Origin of the sequence: Pseudomonas sp. CCI1.1, from assembly GCF_034348165.1 — a bacterium.
Lineage (GTDB): Bacteria > Pseudomonadota > Gammaproteobacteria > Pseudomonadales > Pseudomonadaceae > Aquipseudomonas > Aquipseudomonas paracarnis.
Map to the genome: position 1 here is coordinate 5401717 of NZ_CP133780.1, position 22651 is coordinate 5424367.

Below are 22651 nucleotides of genomic sequence, written 5' to 3' on the forward strand. Positions count from 1 at the left end.
GCACCGCGTTCCAAATGTGGGAGCTGGCTTGCCTGCGATAGCGGCCTGCCAGTCGACACAGTTATACCTATACCGAATACATATCCACCTGCGGTAACGGCCGCTTAGGGTTCCGCTTTTACAGCGGCTCGCTTCGCATCGTGGTTAGCTGATTGAGTTCTGCGCGATGGGTAACTCGACGCAGAATTTCGCGCCGGCCTCGCCGTTGGTAACGCTCAAGCGCCCACCCATGTTTTCCACAATCCCATAGCTCACCGAGAGCCCCAGCCCGGTACCGACGCCGATTGGCTTGGTGGTAAAGAAGGGCTCGAAAATCCGCTCCAGCAAGCGCGGGTCTATCCCTCCGGCGTTGTCTTCGACCCAGATACGCACATGGCGGCTGTCGTGCTCGCTGTGCAGGGCAATCCAGGGGCGCAGGGCAGGGTCTTTTTCTCGCTGGCTGAGCAGGGCGTCACGGGCGTTGACCATCAGGTTGATCAGCACCTGTTCCAGCTGGTCGACATAGCCTTTGACCTGCACCGAGAAGTCCGCAGGGCTGATGCGCACGTCCACACCTTTGCCGCGCAGGCCTTCGCTGAGCAGGGACAGGGTGCCCTCCAGCGCCTGCGCCGGGTCGAACGGTTGCTGCTCGATTTCCGAGCGGCGGCCGAACACGCGCATATGGTCGACCACCCGTGCTGCACGTTGCACCTGGGCGTCGATGCGCTGGAGTTTTTCCGTGAGGTAGTCGATTTGCACATCGCCATTGCCCAGGCGCTTGAGCACGTTGACGACGGCCATGTGCATCACGTTCAGCGGTTGGTTGATCTCATGGGCCAGGCCGGTGGCCATTTCGCCGAGGGTGGCCATTTTCGCGCTTTGGGTCAGTTGCTGCTGGGAGCGGCGTACTTCGGTGTTGTCGCGCCCCACGGCCTGCACCTCGATCAGGGCGCCTTGTTCATCGAAGACGCCACGGTCCGACCACACCCACCAGGCATGTTCGCGCCCCGGCAGTTGCAGGCTGATTTCCGCCGTGCTCACCGGGAATTCCGGGGTCAGTTGCTGGATGCGCTGTACAAAGGCGGCGCGTTGTTCATCCGACAGCCACTGGCCCAGGTCGATGCCTGGCAATTGCTCGGGCCGACATTCCAGGTAATTGGCCAGCGGCGTGTTGCCGAAGGTGAGGATCAGGTCGGGGCGGTAGCGACAGATCATCGCTGGCGAGTCTTCTACCAGGATGCGGTAGCGTTCTTCACTTTGGCGCACCTGCTCGGCGGCCAGGGTCGCTTCGGTGACGTCCAGCCACAGGCCTACGGCTTCCACCGGCAGGCCGAGGTCGTCGCGCAAAAGCTTGGCTTCGTCGAGCAGCCAGTGGTAGTTGCCTTGTTTATCGCGCAGGCGGTAGCGGCTGCGCACGTTGCCTTCGCGCAGCAGTTGGCGGGTGCGTTCGAAGTAGCGTTCTCGGTCGTCGGGGTGAATCAGCGCCGCCAGGGTGTCGTGGTTGCAATCGGCCAAGGTCCAGCCCAGCAGCGGCAACAGGCTGGCGCTGAAAAACGCCGGGTGCAGCGCGCCGTTGACGTAGCGCTGCACATAGATGACGGCCGGTGAGCTGGCGATCAGGTTGTCCAGGCGCGCATGGGCGGCGGCGGCTTGCAGTTGCTGGTTCTGGATGTCGCTGATGTCGAGCATGAAGCCGATCCAGCGCCGTTCATTGCCGGCGCCCAGCACTTGGCCTTGTATGCGGTACCACAGGGGCGACTGCTCAGGCTCGGTGCGTTGCAGGCGCACGCTGGTCAGCAGTGGCTTGCCCAGGGCTTGCAGGTCTTGCAGGCGGCTGTCGAGGGCCTGGCGGTCGGCGGGGTGGATAAGTTCGAGCCAAGTGCCGAGAGGTTGGCGGGTGGGGCCTTCGTCCAGGCTCAGGTTGCGCAGCAATTGTGGCGCCAGCTGGATCTCCTGGGTGGCGGGCAACAGTTCCCACCAGCCAGTGCCGAGCAGGCCTTGCAGGGCTTCAACCCGTTCCAGTTGCTGGTGGTGACGCTGTTCGCGCAGGCGGCCCAGCAGCGGCGCGGCGAGTGCTGCGCACAGGTTCAGCCAGTCACGCTCGCCGGTGTGGTGTGCCTGGCCGTTATAAAAACCACACAGCAGCCACGCGGCGGCGCCATGGCTGTCGCGGTACGGCACCAGGAAGCCGTCGGCGTTGCCAAATACACCGTGCAGGCGCGGGTTGTCGCTGCGCCCCTGGACAATGTCCAGGCTCAGTGGCGTGTTGCCGTTGATGCTGTCCAGGCTGGTGCCCAGGTGTTGCCCGGTTTGCCATAAGGCCGGGGCGTCGTGGGCGGCGTAGTGGCTGTAGATGCGCCAGCCCTGGTCATCTTCGTCGAGCAGTGCCATGGCGACGCAGGGGATGCGCCAGCGCTGGGCCACGCTGCGCAGGTGTTCGCTGAACACCTGGGGTAAGCGGTTGAGGCTGCACACGCGCAGCTGTTCGCTCATCAGGGCGGCGAGTTGGTGGTTCTGTTCGCGTTGCTGCACCCGTACTCGGTCGGCCAGCAGGTCAGTGATGTCCAGCAGGTGCAGGGCCCAGCCGTCACCCTCCGGCTCGATCCAGCCGCGGGTATGCAGGACCTGGCCGGCAGCGCCCTGAAAGTCGAGGTCCAGGCCGTGTCGTTGCCACTCCTGCGGCGTGCCCTCGACACTCAGTGCGCTATCGGCACACAGCAAGGTCTGCAAGGGCGGGTTGGGCGCGTTGGCAAGATGCTGGGCAAGCAAAGGCCTCAAGGTGCCTGAGATGCTCAGCACCCGACCCAGGTTGTCCAATTGCACTTGCAGGCCCGGCGCGGGTGTTGCTGGCGCGTCCAAGGCCAGGGCGCTGCTGCGTCCGCGCAGGCGTGCGAACAATTTATCCCCCGTCGTCAAAACTGAAGGCTCGAGGTAGCAGTGAGGTTGGTGGGCAGGTTGGGTACGGTGCCCACCCCGGGCAATACCAGGGCCGGCAGGACCGCTTTGATATTGGCCGAGGGGTAGGTGATCTTCACCGTCAGCAAATTATTGGTGTAGGTGGCGGTGATATAGCCGGGCAAGAATTTCAGTGAGCCGGGGATCCAGTTCAATTGGGCCTGGGTCGCATCCTTGGCGCGTTGCACAACCAGGGCCGAATAGCCTGCACCTGCAGTGATTGGGTCCAGGGACACACTGCGGCGTACCCCTTCAGCCGCCGCCTGGTGAAATGACTGCATCAACAGCAATGGCAAGCTGTAGCTGAGCATGCCGTAGAACACCGCAAAGAAAATCACGAAGACCAAGGCAAACTCGATCGCCGCAGCACCTTTTTGCTTTCTCGGGAGGCTCGATTTCATGACTGCGTCTACCCTGAGGCGAGTACTTGATATCAGCATAGAATCATTCAGCCAAAAGGGATGTTTTTTACGTGATCCAGACGCTAGTGATTGTGCTGTGGTTGGGCGTATGTGCCGTGCAGGATATTCGCCAGCGCCAGATTGCCAATACGCTGACCCTGGGCGTTGGGCTGCTGGCGTTGATCTACCTGCTGTGGGCGGGGTCGACGTGGCTGGGCGCGCCTCGCAGCGAGGGGGGGCTGGCCTTGGCCTTGGCGTTGGTGCTGACTTTGCCGGGTTATGCGTTGGGCCGCTTTGGCGCGGGAGATGTGAAGTTGCTCGCCGCCCTGGGGCTGGCCTCCAATATCGAGTACCTGCTGGGGGCGTTGATCGGTGCGGGCATCGCCATGGTGGCCTGGACACTTATGCATCAAGGGCTTAGCTCAAACCGCGTTGAGCGGGGAGGGCAAGCGTCAACAAAACAGCCTTTTGCGCCCTTCGTTTTGACAGGTTTTGCCGGCAGCTGGTTTTGGATCCATCAGTCGCGCGAGTTGATTAATGCTATGTACATAGTCGGAAAGTACGTCTACGTTTAATCAGGAGTTGTGTAGGAATTTTCGTCAGAAAGGATAGGTCATCATTTGGCTTGCCAGGCATGGAGTAGCGCGTGAACAAGCTTACGTCCGCAGTAAAAGTGCTCGTAGTCGACGATCAACCCTTAATCGTAGAGGAGCTCTGTGAATTTCTTGAAAGCAGCGGGTACCGTTGTGTCCCGTGCGAGTCCAGCCAGCAAGCTATCCAGCGTTTTGGCGAAGACCTTCAGATTGGTTTAGTGCTGTGTGACCTGCATATGCCGGACATGGACGGCATCGAGCTGGTGCAGGCGCTGCAACGCATCGCCGGCAAACATCGCGCGTTCGAAGCGATCATGCTTACCGGGCGCGCCGACAAGCAGGATGTGATCAAGGCCCTGCGTGCGGGCATCGCTGATTACTACCAGAAGCCGATCAACCTCGATGAATTGCTCGAGGGCCTCAAGCGCCAGGAAGCGGCATTGGAGGAGCGGCAGAAAGACCTGCAGCTGGGCACGCTCAACCAGAAGTTGCAGTACCTGTCCGAATCCATCAACGACTTGTATATGGACTTGGACAAGGTACGCCGAAACCCGACGCCCCAGGACCATGACGGGGACCCTTCGGCCGATGAAACCGGGCCGTTGGAGATCCCGGCGATCTTCAATCAACTGTCACCGCGCCAGTTGGATGTGGCCCGCCTGGTGGGCAAGGGCCAGACCAACTACCAGATTGCCTGTGAGCTGGGGATTACCGAGAACACGGTCAAGCTGTATGTGTCCCAGGTATTACGCCTGACCCATATGCACAACCGCACGCAGTTGGCGCTGGCGTTGTCACCGAACAACTCGGCGATGCGCCAGCGAGTAACGGCGCACTAGCACCGCCCCCTGTAGGAGCGAGCTTGCTCGCTCCTACAGGGGGGATTTTATTTGCTGCCCTGCGCAGTCCCGCCTACTTTCTGATCAAAAAACTCCGGGATTGGATGCTTGTTGCTGTCCAGCCAGCGCTTGAGCGCCTGTTCGCGTTCTGCCGGCGTGGTTTTTTGCGGGTTGGCCGAGGCTGCACGCCCGCTCAGTTGCAGCGCCATCCAGTTTTCCGTTTCTGCCTGCCGGGGTGAAGATGGCCCCGCTTCGATGGCCGAAGCAAGGAGGGGCAGCGCCAGGCAGGCAAGGCCGGCAAGGTGGTGGAATTTCATCATCGACTCCCTATTTCACAGAGGCCGGCAGCGTGTCGCTGACCGCCGCTACCTGATCTTTGACTGGACGCTGCGGTGCCGTGCCAGCCTCCTTGAGGTGTTGCGCCCGTGCCTGGGCCCGGGTCACCTGATCAGGGCTCAACCCGAGTTGGCCGACCACTTTCGCGGCCTGCTCCCAATTGTCCTGATAGATCAGCAAGGTCACCAGGTTCACTGCCGCCAGTTGATCGCTTTGCTTGAGCTCGATGGCGGTCATGAATTCAAAGCGTGCGTCGTCCAGGCGCCGTTGATCGAGGTACACCACGCCCAGGTCATTGCGGATTTTTTCGTCGGTGGGCGCCAGCCGTGCCGCACGTTGCAGGTGAGCCATGGCCTGGCCGTTGTCGCCCTTGGCCGATGCCAGTTGCCCCAGGCCGTGCTCACCGTCGGCGGCCAGGCAGGTGCCCAGCAGGCTGCGGTACAACGGCTCGGCGTCAGCACGGCCCAGCAAGCGATAGGCACGGGCCTGGCGTTGACGAACCTGGGGCAGGGTGCTGGGCAGGTTCTGCAGGTTGGCGAGGCTGGCGTGCAGCTTGCCTTCGTTGGCCATGTCATCGGCCAGGTTCAGCGACAGCTCCTGGTCGGCGCTGGGCTTGGGGCAACTGCCCGGCGCCAGCAACCCGGCCCACGGAACCTGGCCATTGCTGGCACAACCGCCCAGCATCAGCAGGCTCAAGGCGACGATCAGTGGTTTCATGGCAGGCTCCTCAAAAATTATTCAAGGCTCGGGAGATGGCGATCATGGCCGGCCCCCCCAGCACGATCAGCAAGGCGGGAAACAGGAACACCATCATCACCACGGACATCTTCGCGGACATCTTCGAAATGTATTCCTGCAGGCGGGTCAGGCGGCGGTCGTCGAGCAACTGCTTGAGGGCCAGCAGGGATTTCATCGCACCGCCGCCTTGGTGGATCAACTGCTGAAGGATGATGCAGGTGTCGGTGAACTCATCCACGGCCAGCAGGCGTGCGGTCTTGCCCAACTCTTCGGACAGTTCCAGACCCGAGTCGACCCTTGCCAGGACCAGCCGCAGTTCATGGGTCAGGTCTGGCAGCAAGCGCTGGGCTTCGGTGCTCAACACCCGCAGCGATTGCTCAACTGCCATGCCGGATTCGAACAGGATGCGCAGCAACGGAATGAAGGTGGAAATTTCCCGAGCGATGCGCTCCTGGCGGTATTTCGCGCTGAGGGCCAGGATGCGTTTGGGCAGCAGGTAACCGATGCCCAGGGCAATTGCCGGGGCAATCCAGGGCGAGCCAGCATGGGGGAACAGCAGTTGCTGGCCGAGCAGGGTCAAGCCCAGTAGCACGATGGGCACGCCGATCTGGAAAGCCGCAAACATGGAACGCTGGTTGGCTTTGCGCCAGCCGACGCGGTTGAGCAGGGTCTGGGTTTCGTTGTCCAGGCTGACCGAGCGCTGGGCCACGGCGCTGGCGCCCAACTGGCGCATCAGGCTGCCGAGTTTGTCCTCGCGGGTCAGTTGGCCTTGCAGGCGTTGGCTGACCAGGCGTTGACGGCGCTTCTGCTCCAGCAGGTTGCCGACGATCAAGGCGACGGCGGCGAGCGACAGCAGGATGCAGATCAGGATGGCCATCTCAAATACTCCGCAACATGCGCCACATGACGAAGGTGCCCGTGATGTCGAGCGCCACCGCGGCCAGCAGCAGGTAGCGCCCTGTACCGTCGTTCCACATGCTCATCAGGTAGCCTGGGTTGACCATCAAAAAGTAGCCGACCATGGCGATGGGCAAGCCCGCCAGCACATAGGCGGTCATGCGCGTTTCGCCGGTCATGGCCTTGAGTTGGCGCGCACCCTGTTCGCGCTCGCGGATCATCTTGATCAGGTTTTCCAGCAGCTCGCTGGCGTTGCCGCCGTAGCGGTGGTTGACCTTCAGGCCCAGGGCAAACAGGCGGAACTCATCGCGTTCGTAAAACTCGGCAAAGTCGCTGACCGACTCCGGCAGGCTCACGCCCATTTGCACGTTACGCTGGATGCGGCTCATCGCCTGTTTGAGCGGCGCTTCGGTGCTGTCGATCGCACCCAGCACAGCGTCCGCCAGGGTGCGCCCAGACTTGAGGCTGCGCACGCTGTGGTCCAGCAGCTGCGGCAATTGTTCGACCATGCGCTGCACTCGCCGTTGGTAGCGCCAGGCGATATACACCCGCAGCAGCAGCGGCGGCAGGATCAGCATGGCCAACAGTCCCAGCCCGCCGGCCAGCAGATAGCCCAGCAACATGCCCGCGGTCCAGCCACTCAGCCACAACCCCAGGCGGTCGGTGGGCTTGCCCAGGCCGGCGCGCTGGAACATGCGCTCCAGCGCAACCCAGCTGCCGTTCGGCTCCTGGGCTACCGGCTGGCCATCGGAGAGCCGCTCCAGCACCCGATCGGTACCGGCCTGGCGCAGCCCTCGCTGGAACAGCCAGACGGACAGGCTGATCAGCAGGATGCAAATGAGCAGCAAGACAAGTCCGGTCATAAGCCCTCTCTACAACGGCAATGCCGATTCACGCCGCAGCTTGTCGCCGGCCGGGTTGAGCGCTTCGCGCAGGAAGCCAAAACCGGTACGGCGGTCGAGGCGGAACAGGGTGTTGGTGACATACACGTCGTCGCGCACGCCCACCACTTCTACCACCTCGCTGACGCAACGGCGCCCATCGGGCAGGCGCGTCAACTGGATCACCACATCCAGTGCGGCGCAGATCATCTGCCGCAGGGTTTTCTCCGCCACCACACGGCCGGTCAGACCCACCAGGGTTTCCAGGCGCAATAGCGCGTCCTGGGCATTGTTGGCGTGCACGGTGCTCATGGAACCGTCATGGCCGGTGTTCATGGCCGTCATTACGTCGAGCACTTCGACGCCACGGATCTCGCCAAGGATGATGCGGTCCGGGCGCATCCGCAGGGCGTTGCGAATCAGGTCGCTGGCCTTGACCTCGCCATGCCCCTCGGCATTGGGCGGGCGGGTTTCCAGGCGCACCACGTGGGGGTGGCCCAGTTGCAGCTCGGCCACGTCTTCGATGGTGACCAGGCGTTCGTGGGGGTTGATCAATTGGCTGAGGATATTGAGTAGCGTGGTCTTGCCGGTGCCTGTGCCGCCACTGATGAGGATATTGCAGCGCTTGCCCACCGCTTCCTGGAAGAACTCGAAAATAGGGTGGTCGATGGTCTGCATCGCCACCAGGTCGCTGCTCTTGAGCATGTCCTTGCGAAACTTGCGGATCGACAGGCAGGGACCGTCCATGGCAATCGGCGGGATGATCGCATTGACCCGGCTGCCATCTGGCAAGCGCGCATCGACCATCGGTGACGACTCATCCAGGCGCCTTCCAAGGGGCGCGAGAATGCGCTGCATGACGCGTTCTACATGGTGCGCGTCGATAAAACGCAGATCGCTCTGATGGAGTACTCCGTCACGCTCGATAAACACCCGGTGCGGGCCGTTGACCAGAATCTCGGTGATCGACACATCGCGCAGTAGCACTTCCAGCGGGCCGAAGCCAGTCAGCTCGTCGACGATTTCCTCGGCCAGGCGCTCCATTTCATAGCGCGAGATCGCCAGGTGCATGCGCGTGATGTATTCGGCCACTTTGTCGATGACAAATTGCGCCAGGGATTGGCGCGAGCCTTCCAGCAGATTCTGGCCCGACTCTTCGATGGCATCGATGATGTAGCGATGCAGCACCAGTTTCAGGCCATCATGGTCGTTGTGCGCGGCGCTTCCACGGGCCGGGGCGCCGAAGAGTTTTTCGCCGTTCATCGACTCGCCCCCAGCAGGCGTTCGAACCAGCGTGTCGAGGGTTTATCCAAGCCTTCGGTACGTTTGGCCAGGCGCTCGCCCAGGTGACGCAGGGCTTGGGTCAAGGCTTCGCGGGGGGCCAGGGTGAACAGGCTTTGCCCCTGGTTTTTGGCGTTCAGGCGCACTTCTGGGCTCAGGGGCAGCACGGCGATGCACTCCAGGCCGAAGCTTTTTTCCAGGGCTTCGGTGTCGGGGGCACAGGCTTTGATGTAGCGATCGACGAGCAGCTTGGCATGGTCGAGCTTCATGCCTTTTTCGCGCCACAGGTTCAGCACCGCCAGGTTACGCCGACAGTCGAGCACGCCCTGGTCGGTGCACCACAGCAACTTGTCGCAGTGGCTGACAAAGGTACGCAGGGCTTCGCTGTCCGCTTGCCCGGTGAGGTTGACCACGATGTGCTGGAAGTGCTGGCGCAAGGCGCTGAGCAACATGTACAGCTCGGCGGCGCTGGTCATTTCCAAGGGTTCATCGCTGGCGGCGTAGGCAAGGATCCGCAGGCCGTCGTCGGTGCTGGTGAAGGCGCTGTTGATGAGCGTGGCGTCCAGGCGGCGCAGGTGGCGCAAGGCGTCGCCGAAATTGAAGGTGCTGTCCAGGCCCAGCAGCGCCAGGCTGTCGCCCCTGGGCAGGCCGAGGTCGAGCATCAGCGTCTGCTGGCCGCTTTTTTGCACCACCATCGCCAAGTGGCTTGCCAGCAAGGCGCCATCGGTGTTGCCCTGGGCACCGTAGAGCACGGTGAGGCCGCCGAGGTGGGCGTTCGGCGCGGTGGGCGGCAAGCGCTTGCTCAGGCGCCGCACCAGCCCGGCCACTTCGCTGGAGCGCGAGCCATAGGCGACAAAATCCCGGGCACCGGCACGCATGGCGTTGAGCACCAACTGGTTGTCCATGCCGTCGCCCAAGGCCACCACCGCCAACATCGGCTTGGCTTCCAGGGCGCCTTCGATCAAGGCGCTCTGGGCCACCAGGTGTTCACGGTCCAGACCCACGAACACCAGGTTGGCGAAGGTCACGTCCACCAGTGCCAACAATTCATCCAGGCTGCCGCCGCCCACGCTGATCACTTGGCCAAGGGGCGCCAGTGCACCTTGGAGCCATTCCAGGTCGGTGCTGTTGCGGGTGATTGCCAGGAAGGTCTGGCTCAGGCTATCGCTCATTGGGAAAGTCCACTGCGACGGTCGAAGTTGCCGTTTTCCAGGAAGAACAGCCGGAACCAATTCGGGTCATAGGTGCGCAGTTTTTCGCCGGGCAGCGACGGCAACTGCGCATTGGCAGCCAGTGGCTGGACCAGATGCGGCGTGACAATCATCAGCAGTTCTTTTTCTTCGCTGTTGATATTGGAGTCGCGGAAAAACGCACCAAGGATCGGGATATCGCCCAGGCCCGGGAGCTTGGCGATGGTGGAGCGGTTGGTGCTGCTGATCAGGCCGCTGATCACAAAGCTTTCGCCATCGGCCAGTGACACACTGGTGTCGGTGCGCCTGACGGTCAGGGCAGGCACCTGGATGCCCTCAATCCGGATCGCGTTGTTGTAGTCCAGCTCGCTGACTTCCGGGGCGACCTTCAAGGCGATGCGGTTGTGGTCGATGACCGTGGGCGTGAGGGTCAGGCGAATGCCAAACTCCTTGTACTCGATGGTGATGGTATCGCTGCCGGCACTGGGCACCGGAATCGGCACTTCGCCGCCGGCCAGGAAGGTTGCGCTCTGGCCGCTCATGGCCACCAGGCTCGGGCGTGCGAGGGTGTAGGCGAAGCCACTGCTTTCCAGGGCGTTGATCAGCGCCTTGACCCGGCCACCGCCAAAACCGATGTTGAAGCTGTCAGCGCTCACCGGCAATTTGAAGATGCCCTCTGAAGGGGACAGCAAGCTTGGGCTGCCGAGGAAGAAATTGTTGCCCATGCCCAGGATCTTGGTGCTGGCTTCCTTGAGCTTGGTGCGGCTGACCTCGACGAAGCGAATATCGGTCTGCACCTGGCTGGGCAGCGTCGGGTCTTCGGAGGGCGACAGCGATTGGCTGGTCAGCGCCGAGGTGGCCTTGCCTTTAACGAACACCATGCTCTGACGCGGCGTGGTCGAGCAGCCGGTCCACACCATCAGGCTGGTGGCACCGCTGCCGACACCGGTGAGCAGAAAGTGGCGGTCGCCGTTGACCCGCACGTCGGCGATTTTCGGATCGCCGATAGCCAGGCGCGTAATCGCTACCGGCGATTGCAGCTCGGTCTGCAAGCCTTCGCCCACCTCGATCACAGCGGGCAGTTGGCCCAGGGTGTTGCAGTTGCCCGATGCGCCCATCGCCATGCCCAGGGGCAGGCACGGCAGCATCAAGGCCAAGGCCAATTGAGCGTAGCGTTGGCTCATTCAAGGCATCCTTGTTCAATCAGGGGGTAGGTTGTGCCGCCGCCGCGCCGCGAATCACTTCGACGCCCCGACGCTGGCCGGTGTCGGCCACCGCGGGGGTGATTTTTTTCGGCGGGCCGCTGAGGGCCAATTGGGTGAATTGGTAGAGATCGCGGTTGGCGCTTTGCACCTTGTCCGGGGTGTCGCTTTCGCCGGCCCAGTAGCGGCTGAGCAATTGTTCGTCGGCACTGCGCACGGCCAGGCGCAGCGTGCCGGCTTGGGAGGCGAGCATCAGTCGGCTCAGCAAGGGTTCGGGCACCGCCAGCACCACACTACGCGCGGCAGTGCGGCGTTGGGCAGCCTGGGCGCGTTCTTCGGCGGTGGCGGGTGGCGGTACGGCCGGGGTGCCGTCGTTGGCCAAGCCCAACTGGTCGCCGACGCTGAGCAGGCGAATCGCTGGGATGACCACCTGCGCCGACTGCTCGGCATTGGCATTGTCCTGGCGCAAGAACAGCAAGACATCCACGTAATCGCCGGGGCTCAACTGGCCACCGGCACCGATGACCTCATCGACGGCGACGGCCAGTGCGCGTTCGTTTGTACGAATCATGCGGGCCAGGGGGCCGCCGGCGGTGAAGCTCTCATCATTGAGCCAGGTGCCGGCACCCAGGGCCCGCAAGGGCGTGCGGCCGATGGCCTGGTCAACGCTGGTCAGGCTGCCAGCCGGCACGGTGCGCAGTTTTTCCACGGCGACATCGGCAGCGGTGAGGGGCACAAAAGGCGCAACCGCGTGCACCAGCACCACGACCGGCTGGCGGGTCTGGTCTTCCACGACAGCAACGGTTTTTTCAACGGAAATGACAGGTGCTGGCGAGGGCGCTACGGCGGGTGCCGGCGGACGGCTCAGCACCAGGCCCCAATACCCTGCAACCAGGGCTCCGATAAGCAGCAAGCCAGCCAGGACCATGCTGATACGACTGTTCATGACGGCGCTCCCTATCCTGTTGCACTGCTTTTATTCCCGTTAATCCAAACGAGTTAAATTCGCAACTGGGCTGTGATGAACAACTAACGATTTGGCTATTTGAAGGTAGCCCAGCTAGGACAAATTGCCATTACTGAATGAAAAATTTATCTGCGCGGTTAAAGCGAGGGCTGTAAATAACGGATTTGTGGGGCTGGCGCGGCGACTAATACTTTATGATTAATTCGTTCTTACAGTTGTGAGTGTTAAATTTGTTGACAATGCTCTAGTGGCACACGGCAATCATTGTGCGGGTCAGCTGTATCGGCGCTTTGTGGCGCATGAAGGAGATCTCATATGATCCTTGACCTGTTCTTGAAATTTTACATTCACGCTCAGTTATTCCTGCGCCGTAGAGACGGGGCGTCGGCCATTGAATATGTGATTATTGTGGCGATAGTTGCGTTGGTAATAGTGGGTGTTGGCACTGGGCTTGGCGAAAAAATTAAAGGCGTTTTAGATAAGGTAGTCGTTGCATTAACGCCAGCGGCCTAACCGTCGATGCTTTCGATTGTTCTCTTGGTGGTCTCATTTATCAGGTACCGCCCATGAGCACCCTTTTGTCATCCCGCCAACAAATCCTATTGGTGGATGACGAGGAGGATGCGCTGATCGAGTTGGCCGAATCCCTCGAAAACGAGGGATTCGTCTGTTTTACCGCGACTTCCGTCACCTTCGCCTTGCAAGAATTGACACTTAACCCCGATATCGCCCTGGTCATCACCGATCTGCGCATGCCCGAGGAAAGCGGTATCTCCTTGATCAAGCGCCTGCGCGAACACACCTCACGCTCGCATTTGCCTGTGATCGTGATGTCTGGCCATGCGGAAATGGATGATGTCAGCGATATGCTGCGCTTGCAGGTGCTGGATCTGTTTCGCAAGCCGATCTACCTGGCTCGCTTGCTCGATACCCTCAATAGCCTGTTTCCCCTCTCTACACCTGGTCGGTAACGGACCGGCACCGCTTATCAAATGTGGGAGCTGGCTTGCCTGCGATAGCGGTGGTTCAGTTAAAGATTCATTGACTGACACACTGCCTTCGCGAGCAAGCCCGCTCCCACATTTGGCTCGTGGGGTGCCAGGCACTTAGTCGCCGACTGTCCGGCCGTTATCGCAGGCAAGCCAGCTCCCACAGTTTGATTGCGGGGGCTCAGGTAGAGGGGGTTCGGCTGTCAGGTCGCTGGGATCTGTGTCGGGCACTGATTCTGTGAGCAACACAGACCCTTGTGGGAGCTGGCTTGCCTGCGATAGCGGTGGTTCAGTTAAAGATTCATTGACTGACACACTGCCTTCGCGAGCAAGCCCGCTCCCACATTTGGCTCGCGGGGTGCCAGGCACTTAGTCGCCGACTGTCCGGCCCTCATCGCAGGCAAGCCAGCTCCCACCGTTTGATTGCGGGGGCTCAGGTAGAGGGGGTTCGGCTGTCAGGTCGCTGGGATCTGTGTCGGGCACTGATTCTGTGAGCAACACAGACCCTTGTGGGAGCTGGCTTGTCTGCGATAGCGGTGGTTCAGTTAAAGATTCATTGACTGACACACTGCCTTCGCGAGCAAGCCCGCTCCCACGTTGATTACAGGTGCCCTCATCACAGTTGATAACTGAAACTCAGCGTATATCGCGGCCTGCGATTAAAGCTGTCCAGGGCGATATCCGACATTGGCTTGGCCGCCTCCAGCGCGATGTTGTAGTACTTCTTGTCGCCAAAACGTAAACCCACCGCCGCCGAGGACATGTCGTTGGCCTTGACCGGCAGGTCGTTGAACCAGGATTTGGCGCGGTCGACTACGACGTAGGGTTGCAGGATCTTCACCCAGTTGCCGGTGCGGTTGAAGCTGTAGTTGACCTCGTACGCCACCCCCCAGCCCTTGTCGCCCGAGCCTTGGTCGTCCGGGTAGCCACGGCCGAAATTCTGCCCGCCGAAGGTCGCGCGTTCGCTGTCGGGCAGGGTGTTGTCGCTCCAGTACAGCGCACCCGACAACACGCCTTGCCAGTTGTCGAAGAACTTGTCGCTTTGCACGCCGGAAAGGCGCAGGCGGAAGAAGTCGAGGTCGGGTTTGGCCACGCCCAGGTCACTGCGGGCCTTGGCGCCCAGACCGTCGATGCCCTGGTACAGACCACCACTGATGATGCGCAGGCGTTGCGCGTCGGCTTTGCGCCAATCGCCTTCGAAGGCCAGGGCGCGCAGGTTGGATTCGATGTCGAAACGCAGCGGGTAGCCCACCAGTTTATAGCGCGTGGTCTGGTCGACCGCGTACAGGCGCGTGCCCAGGGTGAGCGACTCGGTGGGGGAGGCGATGAACGGATGGCTCAGGCCAATGGAGTAGCGGTCGATGGACTGGTGCGGCTTGAGTTCGAAACCGCCGTCCAGTTGCACGCTGCTGTTGGGGTCGGCGCGATAGCGTTCGGCGGCGAGCGCCAGTTGGGTGCCCTCGGCGTTGATGAACTGGTTGTAGTCCACACGGTAGTAGTGTTCTTTGTCCTCGCCGGGTGGGAACAGGCCGCTGACGCTGAGCTGCTCGCCCATGGACGTCTGGGAATTGCTGGTGGCGCTCAGCAACGCTTGCGTGCCGCCACGGCTTTTTTGCACCAGGCTCATGCTGGTGGTGAAAGGTTTGCGGCTGGCCTGGATCTGCATGTGCGTGGCGCCATCAGTGGTGCCCGGTGGCGGTACTTGCGCCTGTACGCTGAGGCCGGGGATGCGGCTCATCAGCGTGGTGTAGCGCTCGAAAGTCTTGCGGGTCAGCGGGCGCTCAGCCAGGAGCTTCTGCGCGAGTTTATCGACGTAGGCCGACACCGAACCGATGTCGCCGGTTTGTTGATAGTCCTTGATGTAGCCCTCCACCAGTACCACGCGGACCAGGCCGTTTTCGAAATTCTGTTGCGGCAGGAACGCGTAGGACAGCAGGTAGCCATCCTCCTGGTAACGGCGGGTGATCCCACGGGTCGCTTCAATCAGTTGGGCGAGGTTGGTTTCTCGTCCAATCAACGGCGCATACACCTGTGCCGTCTCGGCGAGCGGGTAGACCGTTCCGCCTTCGATCTGCAACTTTCGAATAGTGACCTTGGTGTCCATCAACAGCGGCTGACCGGCAGTCGGTGGCGCTTCAGGTACCTGGGTTTTCGACGAGGGTGGTCGGTAGGCGTCGGCGGGCAGGTTGGGCACCGGCAGGGTGCGGACAGTGTCGTTGCTGTTAAGAAAGCTGGGAAGGGTCTCGGCCTGGACGTAGGCACTGAGGGTGAGCAATAACAACGGCGTCAACACGCGCATAGGACACTCCATGGTCAACTGCAGCAGCGCTTCGGGCCCGCCGGGTTCTGGGACTCGGTTCGGGAGGGTGGCGATTGATAAAGCGTGTCGCCGCCCATAAAAAAGACGAGAGACTTATTAAAGGTCTCTCGTCTCAACCAAGCGTAGGCGCTGTAGGGGAGGCCGTCTAATCGGCCAGGTGCATTTCTATTTGCCGGTCAGGCCGTTCAACAAACCGCCCAGACCGCCAGTGGCCGTAGTGCCGCCTGTGGTTGTGGCCGTGCCGGTTGCTGTGGCGGTGGTGCCGATATTCAGGCCACCGAGCAAACCACCGCTGGTGCCGCCAGTGGTGCCGCCCGTCACCAGGCCACCCACCGAGGCGACGGTGCCGCCGACCGCTGTGACGGTGGTGCCTACCGCGTTGGTGATCGGGTTGGCGTTGGCCGCCGTCAGGTTGGTACCCAAGCTGCTGACTGCGCCGCCGACTTGAGTGACCAAACCATTCACCGGAGCACCCACACCGGTAGTCGTGCCGATGGTTTGCGTCAGGTTGGTGACGCCGCTGGTCACAGGATTGAGCGCTGCGCCGACATTGGCCGCCACGGTGGCGACCGGTGCGGTAGCCGCGGTGTTTGCTACACCTGTGCCACCCAGCACAGTGCCCAGCGACGCAACGGTGCCGCCGACTGCACCACCGGTCACACCCGCTGCACTGACGGTGCCGTTGGTGTTGCCCACGTTCAGGCCGGTACCTACGTTAGCCACCAGGCCACCCACCAGCTCTGGAATGCCGGGAGCCGAGGTGCCACCGGTTGGGGCCACATAACCGCCCGATTTATCCAGTGTGCCACCGACGCCAGTGAGCACGGTGCCGACAATACCGGTGACCGGGTTGCCCGTGCCGCCAGTGCTGGCGACTTGAGTACCCAGGCCAGTGACAGCCGAACCGACTTTATCCAGTACGCCATTGAGTGGAGCGCCCAAGCCGGTTGCGTTGCCCAGGTTGCCGGTGGTGTTTTCCACCAGCGACACTACAGGCACCACTACTTTGCTGCCTAAGGTATTGGTCAATGAACCCAGTGGGCCCGTGGTGCTGGCCGTGCTGAGGGTATCGCCGAGCATGGTGACGGTGGTGCCGACTTTATCCACAACGCCACCTACCGCAGTGCCTACTCCGCCTGTCACACCGCCGACGACGGGAACTCCCCCGAGGGTGGTTGACAGAGATTGGCCGGTGGTCGAGAGGCCGCCGCCCAAATCGGCCACCCCATTACCTACGCCTGCTACCGTGGTGCCCAGGGAGTTGGTGTTGGTGCCCAGTGAGCCCAAGCCGGCGGTTACGCCAGTGCCGATGCTGTTAACAGCGGTGCCTGCCGAGGTGACCAGGCCGCCAGCGGTTGCGCCGACGATGGGTACGCCATTCAACGTCGAACCCAGGTTACCGACCGCTGTACCGACATTGCCGACTGTGGTGCCAAGGGTGCCGGCGATCTGGCCGGTGACCAGTGGGGTGGTTGTCGAACCAGTGCCGCCACCAGTGCCGCCACCAGTGCCGCCACCAGTGCCGCCACCAGTACCACCGCCGGTGCCGCCACCAGTACCACCGCCAGTGCCGCCGCCGGTGCCGCCACCAGTACCACCGCCAGTACCGCCGCCGGTGCCGCCGCCAGTGCCGCCACCAGTACCACCGCCAGTGCCGCCGTCACCACCGCCCGTGCCACCACCGGTTCCACCGCCAGTGCCGCCGTCACCGCCGCCCGTGCCACCACCGGTTCCACCGCCAGTGCCGCCGTCACCGCCGCCTGTGCCACCACCGGTCCCACCGCCTGTACCGCCATCACCGCCACCAGTACCTCCACCTGTGCCGCCTCCGGCGCCTGCACCCGCATCCGGCGATGACGCCGCCACGCTGGATTTATGCCCGCCACCACCGCTGCTGCAGCCGCCCAGGCTCATTGCCAGAACGAGGGCCAGCGCGGTACTTGCTTTCCAAAACACGACTTGAGTTTTCATGATTGAGTTCCTTGCACCTGGTACAACCTTGGTTGTTTCAAACCCTCGTTATTTCTTTGGATAACGATAGGTTTGTCCGTGTGGCTATCTCAGGCCAGGGCACTCTTTCACGCAATGCTCAACTTGGTATTAACGATTTATATACACCCGGGCTTAGTCGGCTTAGGAACTAATACCAAAGGTGTAATGGGAGGGTGTTTCGGATTGTTTAGATGATTAAAATCAAAGGCTTGTAAAAAAGCGGCGGACCTCTCAAGGTCCGCTATAACTTAGGGTGTATATATACAATTAATCAGGGGGTTTTCAGGAAATCGGCTGCCAGTTGCCCCGCATGTGTTGAATATCCCCAGCGCCTTTGAGTTCCCACCCTCCGCTGGAACCGGCCGCGCTACTTATTAATATCACTTCACTGGGCAGGCGCACCGGCTTCATGAACTCGACGTCAATTTCAATATTGGCGGCCGGCAAGTGTTCTGCCAGCGCCGCGAGGGTGCGGGCCTTGTTCCACAACCCGTGGGCGATGGCCTGGGGAAAACCGAACAGCTTGGCGGTAGGCGCACTAAGGTGGATGGGGTTGTAGTCGCCAGACACGCGTGCGTAGCGGCGGCCTATGTCAGTGGGCGCTTTCCAGCGCGTCAATTCGGTGAGCGTGCCTGGGGTTTGCAATCCGCTCTCCAGGGCTTCGCCTTCCAGCTTCACGCCCCGGCATAACATTTGGCTTTCGGCTTCCCACAAGAGCCCAAGGGCATCCTCTATAACGGTGACGATGTCAAAGGTGGCCCCCTTGGGATGGGGGCTGAGATTGCGTGCGTAGACACCGACACTCACGTCACCGACTCCACCCAAAGGCCGATGAATACGGATGCGATTGCGCAGGTGGATCAACCCCAGCAGCGGAAATGGAAAAGTCTTGTCCGTCAGCAATTGCAGTTGCAGGCCGAACGCGAGGATATGCGGATAAGTCGCGGGCAGCATCGGGCTGTCAGCAAAGCCGCATACCTTGCGATAAGCCGCAACCGCGCCGGGATTGACACTCATCCGGCAGCGCAACCCACGTTCGGGCAATGTGCTGCCGGTGATCTTGCGCTTGAGTGCCGCGCGCCAATACAGCGGCAGTAGAGATGGGGTGCTGTCCAACGTTTGCCATTGCATGCTTACGCTCCCAGAAGACTTTGCCCACACACTCGCAGCGTCTGGCCGCTGACCGCACCGGAGCCCGGCTGGCTCAGCCAGGCGACGGCTTCGGCCACATCCTGGGGCAAGCCACCTTGACCCAGGGAACTCATGCGGCGCCCGGCCTCACGCAGGGCGAAGGGGATATGCGCGGTCATCTGGGTTTCGATAAACCCAGGCGCAACGGCGTTGATGCTGATCCCACGTTCCTTCAACAGCGGCGCCCAGGCTTGAGCCAGGCCGATCAATCCGGCCTTGCTTGCGGCATAGTTGGTTTGCCCACGATTGCCGGCGATGCCACTGATGGAGGCCAGCAACACCACCCGAGCGTTGTTTTGCAGTGTGTCGTTGTCGAGCAGGGCCTTGGTCAGCACTTGCGCAGCCTTGAGGTTGACCGCCAGCACTGCGTCCCAGTATTCCGGGGTCATGTTGGCCAGGGTTTTGTCGCGGGTGATGCCGGCGTTGTGCACCAGGATGTCGAGCCCGTCTGGCAGGTGCTCGATCAGTTGGCGTGCGGCATCTTCAGCGCAGATATCCAGCACCACCGTGCGCGCATTCAGGCGTGCGGCCAGGGCTTCAAGGTCGGCCTTGGCCTGGGGCACATCGAGCACAATGACCTCGGCGCCGTCGCGGGCCAGGGTTTCGGCGATGGAGGCACCGATGCCTCGAGCGGCGCCGGTAACCAATGCCTTGCGCCCGGCCAGCGGGCGCGTCCAATCTTGCACCGGGGTATCGCAGGCCGCCAGGCGAATCACCTGGCCGGAGATATAAGCGCTTTTGGGCGAGAGGAAAAACCGCAGCGCGCCTTCCAACTGATCTTCGGCGCCGTCGCCCACGTACAGCAACTGCAGCACGCCACCGCTGCGCAGCTCCTTGGCCAGGGAGCGGCTGAAGCCTTCCAGGGCGTGCTGGGCGCTAGCGGCGAAGGGGTCGCTGAGGCTTTCCGGCGCTCGGCCAAGGATTACCAGGTGTGCACTGTGGTCGAGATTTTTCAGCAGCGGTTGGAAGAATTCGCGCAGTTGCTTGAGCTGCTCGGTGTGTTGCAAAGCACTGGCGTCGAACACCACCGCCTTGAGCTTGGGGCCGTGTCCTGGAATCCACGCGGGCGCTGTCGAGGCTTCGGCGCCGTAGCTGTAGACGGCGTCGGTGAGTCGGTTGGCAAATGCCAGCACCTGGGTTGCCAATGCGCCACCGCCCAGCAGCAGGGCGCCTTCGACCGGGCGCAGGCGTCCGGCTTGCCAGCGTTCCAGGCGTACCGGTGACGGCAGGCCAATGGCGGCGACCAGGCGATGGCCCAGGCTTGAGTTGGCGAAGTCGATATAACGGTCAGACATGGAACGCTCTCCGAAGGCTGGGGTTCAAAGGTTGACCACCCTGGGGTGGCAGTCGTTCGATTGAGCCTAGGCTAGGCTTGATGATTCCACCCACCACCACAAGGGAGCTTTCCATGACTCAATTGCGCCGTGTAGCGATCATTGGCGGTAACCGCATTCCTTTCGCCCGTTCCAATGGCCCCTATGCCACGGCGAGTAACCAGGCGATGCTGACTGCCGCGCTGGAGGGCCTGATCGAGCGCTACAACCTGCACGGCCTGCGCATGGGCGAGGTGGCCGCCGGCGCGGTGCTCAAGCATTCCCGTGATTTCAACCTGACGCGTGAATGCGTGCTCGGCTCGCGCCTGTCACCGCAAACCCCTGCGTACGACATTCAGCAAGCCTGTGGCACGGGGCTGGAGGCGGCGCTGCTGGTGGCCAATAAAATCGCCCTGGGCCAGATCGAATGCGGCATTGCCGGCGGGGTGGACACCACCTCGGATGCACCGATTGGTGTGAATGAAGGGCTGCGCAAGATCCTGCTGCAAGCCAACCGCAGCAAATCCCTGGGAGATAGATTAAAACTCCTGTTACAACTTCGTCCTCATCACCTCAAGCCGGAACTGCCGCGCAACGGCGAACCGCGCACCGGTTTGTCCATGGGTCAGCACTGCGAGCTGATGGCCCAGACCTGGCAGATCCCCCGCGCCGAGCAGGACCAGCTTGCGCTGGAGAGCCACCAGAAGATGGCGGCGGCCTACGCCGAAGGCTGGCACAACGATTTGCTCACGCCCTTTCTCGGCCTCACCCGCGACAACAACCTGCGCCCCGACCTGACTCTGGAAAAACTCGCCAGCCTCAAGCCGGCCTTCGAGCGCAGCGAAAAGGGCACGCTCACCGCCGGTAACTCCACGCCGCTGACCGATGGTGCCTCTCTGGTGCTGCTGGGCAGCGAGGCGTGGGCCAAGGAGCGCGGCCTGCCGATCCTGGCTTACCTGCGCGATGGCGAAGCAGCGGCGGTGGATTTCGTCCACGGCGCCGAGGGTCTGTTGATGGCGCCGGTGTATGCGGTGCCACGCTTGCTGGCGCGCAACGGCCTGACCTTGCAGGACTTTGATTACTACGAGATCCACGAGGCCTTCGCCGCCCAAGTGCTGTGCACGCTCAAGGCCTGGGAAGACGCCGACTATTGCAAGACCCGCCTGGGCCTGGACGCACCGCTGGGGTCGATCGACCGCAGCCGGCTCAACGTCAAGGGCAGTTCCCTGGCGGCGGGCCATCCGTTTGCCGCCACCGGTGGGCGGATCGTCGCCAACTTGGCTAAATTGTTGGATGCGGCGGGCAAGGGCCGTGGGCTGATTTCCATTTGTGCCGCCGGTGGCCAAGGCGTGACGGCGATTATCGAACGCTGATTGCCGACAAAATTGGCCCATTGAATGCATTCTCAAGGGGTCAGAGGTCAGTAGCCTCTCCCCCCGGCGAGCCGATTGCCGTATAACGAGTTCCACACGCGTGTTTGGTAATACAGGACCCACAATAAAAGCTGATGAAGACTCCTAAACGCATTGAACCCCTGATCGAAGACGGTCTGGTCGACGAAGTGCTGCGCCCTCTGATGAGTGGTAAAGAAGCAGCTGTTTATGTGGTGCGCTGCGGCAATGAATTGCGTTGCGCCAAGGTTTACAAGGAGGCGAATAAACGAAGTTTTCGTCAGGCATCCGAATACCAGGAAGGCCGTAAGGTCCGTAACAGCCGCCAGGCACGAGCCATGGCCAAGGGCTCCAAGTTCGGCAAGAAAGAAACCGAAGATGCCTGGCAGAACGCGGAAGTGGCGGCGCTGTTTCGCCTGGCCGGTGCGGGCGTTCGTGTGCCCCAGCCGTTCGACTTTCTCGAAGGCGTACTGTTGATGGAACTGGTGGCCGACGAATACGGCGATGCGGCGCCGCGTCTGAATGACGTCGTGCTGGAGCCGGACCAGGCGCGCGAATACCACGCCTTCCTGATCTCCCAGATCGTGCTGATGCTGTGCACCGGCCTGGTGCACGGTGACCTGTCCGAGTTCAACGTACTGCTCACGCCTACGGGCCCGGTAATCATCGACCTGCCCCAGGCGGTGGATGCGGCGGGCAACAACCACGCGTTCAGCATGCTGGAGCGCGATGTCGGCAACATGGCTTCCTACTTCGGGCGTTTTGCCCCGGAGTTGAAGAAAACCAAGTACGCCAAGGAAATGTGGGCGCTGTATGAAGCCGGCACCTTGCACCCGGCCAGTGTATTGACCGGTGAGTTCGACGAACCGGAAGAACTGGCGGATGTGGGCGGTGTGATCCGCGAAATCGAAGCGGCGCGGCTGGATGAAGAGCGTCGCCAGGCGATTCGCGCAGCGGATGACGCGCCACCGAGCAAAGTGCCGGACGAGCCACCGCCGCCGCCTTGGATGCAGTAACTCACAATGTGGGAGCTGGCTTGCCTGCGATGCAGGCACCTTGGTGTATCAGTGACACCGAGGTGATGCTATCGCAGGCAAGCCAGCTCCCACATTGATCGTTCCCACGCTCTGCGTGGGAATGCATCCCTGGACGCTCTGCGTCCCAAAGCGTGACGCGGAGCGTCGAAAGCGGCATTC

20 protein-coding genes are annotated in these 22651 nt (G+C 61.9%); 6 read left to right on the top strand and 14 right to left on the bottom strand.

What is annotated here, in order from left to right:
• Nucleotides 1-144: 144 nt before the first annotated feature.
• Both RHM69_RS24320 and RHM69_RS24325 read right to left on the bottom strand, forming a co-directional pair.
• Nucleotides 145-2895, bottom strand: a complete 2751-nt coding sequence (locus RHM69_RS24320; RefSeq protein WP_014716744.1) for a PAS domain-containing sensor histidine kinase — start codon at nucleotides 2893-2895, stop codon at nucleotides 145-147.
• Nucleotides 2892-3335: a TadE family protein gene (locus RHM69_RS24325; protein WP_014716745.1), complete on the bottom strand. Its 444-nt coding sequence runs from the start codon at nucleotides 3333-3335 to the stop codon at nucleotides 2892-2894. The genes RHM69_RS24320 and RHM69_RS24325 overlap by 4 nt, the downstream gene beginning before the upstream one ends.
• 71 nt (nucleotides 3336-3406) lie before the next feature.
• Between RHM69_RS24325 and RHM69_RS24330 the strand changes: the two genes are divergently transcribed.
• Entirely contained in the window at nucleotides 3407-3910 is a 504-nt protein-coding gene (locus tag RHM69_RS24330) for a prepilin peptidase (RefSeq protein ID WP_014716746.1), read from the top strand.
• Nucleotides 3911-3981: 71 nt separating this feature from the next.
• On the top strand, nucleotides 3982-4767 hold the full coding sequence (locus tag RHM69_RS24335; protein WP_103452348.1) for a response regulator transcription factor: 786 nt from the start codon (nucleotides 3982-3984) through the stop codon (nucleotides 4765-4767).
• 47 nt (nucleotides 4768-4814) lie between these two features.
• On the opposite strand, the gene RHM69_RS24340 is transcribed toward RHM69_RS24335, so the two are convergent.
• The 8 genes from RHM69_RS24340 to cpaB are packed head-to-tail and all read right to left on the bottom strand — an operon-like array spanning nucleotide 4815 to nucleotide 12238.
• Entirely contained in the window at nucleotides 4815-5084 is a 270-nt protein-coding gene (locus tag RHM69_RS24340) for a DUF3613 domain-containing protein (protein WP_003188221.1), read from the bottom strand.
• A gap of 10 nt (nucleotides 5085-5094) precedes the next feature.
• Entirely contained in the window at nucleotides 5095-5820 is a 726-nt protein-coding gene (locus tag RHM69_RS24345) for a tetratricopeptide repeat protein (protein WP_019818344.1), read from the bottom strand.
• A gap of 10 nt (nucleotides 5821-5830) precedes the next feature.
• The gene (locus RHM69_RS24350) at nucleotides 5831-6718 is read right to left on the bottom strand and encodes a type II secretion system F family protein (protein ID WP_019818343.1); all 888 of its coding nucleotides are present in this window, start codon (nucleotides 6716-6718) and stop codon (nucleotides 5831-5833) included.
• Nucleotide 6719: 1 nt separating this feature from the next.
• A complete protein-coding gene (locus RHM69_RS24355) occupies nucleotides 6720-7601 on the bottom strand; it encodes a type II secretion system F family protein (RefSeq protein ID WP_014716750.1) in 882 nt (293 codons plus the stop codon).
• 9 nt (nucleotides 7602-7610) lie between these two features.
• Complete coding sequence (locus RHM69_RS24360; protein ID WP_322255319.1) at nucleotides 7611-8882, bottom strand: CpaF family protein; 1272 nt, start codon at nucleotides 8880-8882, stop codon at nucleotides 7611-7613.
• Nucleotides 8879-10072: an AAA family ATPase gene (locus RHM69_RS24365; RefSeq protein WP_019818342.1), complete on the bottom strand. Its 1194-nt coding sequence runs from the start codon at nucleotides 10070-10072 to the stop codon at nucleotides 8879-8881. The genes RHM69_RS24360 and RHM69_RS24365 overlap by 4 nt, the downstream gene beginning before the upstream one ends.
• Nucleotides 10069-11274: a type II and III secretion system protein family protein gene (locus RHM69_RS24370; RefSeq protein WP_014716753.1), complete on the bottom strand. Its 1206-nt coding sequence runs from the start codon at nucleotides 11272-11274 to the stop codon at nucleotides 10069-10071. Before RHM69_RS24370 ends, RHM69_RS24365 begins: the two co-directional genes overlap by 4 nt.
• Before the next feature lie 19 nt (nucleotides 11275-11293).
• Nucleotides 11294-12238: a Flp pilus assembly protein CpaB gene (gene cpaB / locus RHM69_RS24375; protein ID WP_014716754.1), complete on the bottom strand. Its 945-nt coding sequence runs from the start codon at nucleotides 12236-12238 to the stop codon at nucleotides 11294-11296.
• Nucleotides 12239-12574: 336 nt separating this feature from the next.
• Between cpaB and RHM69_RS24380 the strand changes: the two genes are divergently transcribed.
• Complete coding sequence (locus RHM69_RS24380) at nucleotides 12575-12772, top strand: Flp family type IVb pilin (RefSeq protein WP_019818340.1); 198 nt, start codon at nucleotides 12575-12577, stop codon at nucleotides 12770-12772.
• A 53-nt stretch (nucleotides 12773-12825) separates the two neighbouring features.
• Nucleotides 12826-13230, top strand: coding sequence for a response regulator (locus RHM69_RS24385; protein ID WP_200599552.1), 405 nt, complete (start codon nucleotides 12826-12828; stop codon nucleotides 13228-13230).
• A gap of 634 nt (nucleotides 13231-13864) precedes the next feature.
• On the opposite strand, the gene RHM69_RS24390 is transcribed toward RHM69_RS24385, so the two are convergent.
• From RHM69_RS24390 to RHM69_RS24405, 4 genes are all read right to left on the bottom strand, one after another.
• Complete coding sequence (locus RHM69_RS24390) at nucleotides 13865-15547, bottom strand: ShlB/FhaC/HecB family hemolysin secretion/activation protein (protein ID WP_020302458.1); 1683 nt, start codon at nucleotides 15545-15547, stop codon at nucleotides 13865-13867.
• A gap of 186 nt (nucleotides 15548-15733) precedes the next feature.
• Nucleotides 15734-17539 (bottom strand): collagen-like triple helix repeat-containing protein, encoded by a 1806-nt coding sequence (locus RHM69_RS24395; RefSeq protein ID WP_122365674.1) that lies wholly within the window; start codon nucleotides 17537-17539, stop codon nucleotides 15734-15736.
• Between the two features lie 303 nt (nucleotides 17540-17842).
• Nucleotides 17843-18691 carry a MaoC family dehydratase gene (locus tag RHM69_RS24400; protein ID WP_200599554.1) on the bottom strand — a complete coding sequence of 283 codons (849 nt, stop codon included), beginning with the start codon at nucleotides 18689-18691 and terminating at the stop codon, nucleotides 17843-17845.
• Between the two features lie 2 nt (nucleotides 18692-18693).
• On the bottom strand, nucleotides 18694-20046 hold the full coding sequence (locus RHM69_RS24405; protein ID WP_014716759.1) for a 3-oxoacyl-ACP reductase: 1353 nt from the start codon (nucleotides 20044-20046) through the stop codon (nucleotides 18694-18696).
• A 113-nt stretch (nucleotides 20047-20159) separates the two neighbouring features.
• Between RHM69_RS24405 and RHM69_RS24410 the strand changes: the two genes are divergently transcribed.
• Nucleotides 20160-21437 (top strand): acetyl-CoA C-acetyltransferase, encoded by a 1278-nt coding sequence (locus RHM69_RS24410; protein ID WP_014716760.1) that lies wholly within the window; start codon nucleotides 20160-20162, stop codon nucleotides 21435-21437.
• Nucleotides 21438-21571: 134 nt separating this feature from the next.
• Nucleotides 21572-22471 (top strand): PA4780 family RIO1-like protein kinase, encoded by a 900-nt coding sequence (locus RHM69_RS24415; RefSeq protein WP_014716761.1) that lies wholly within the window; start codon nucleotides 21572-21574, stop codon nucleotides 22469-22471.
• Nucleotides 22472-22651: the final 180 nt, after the last annotated feature.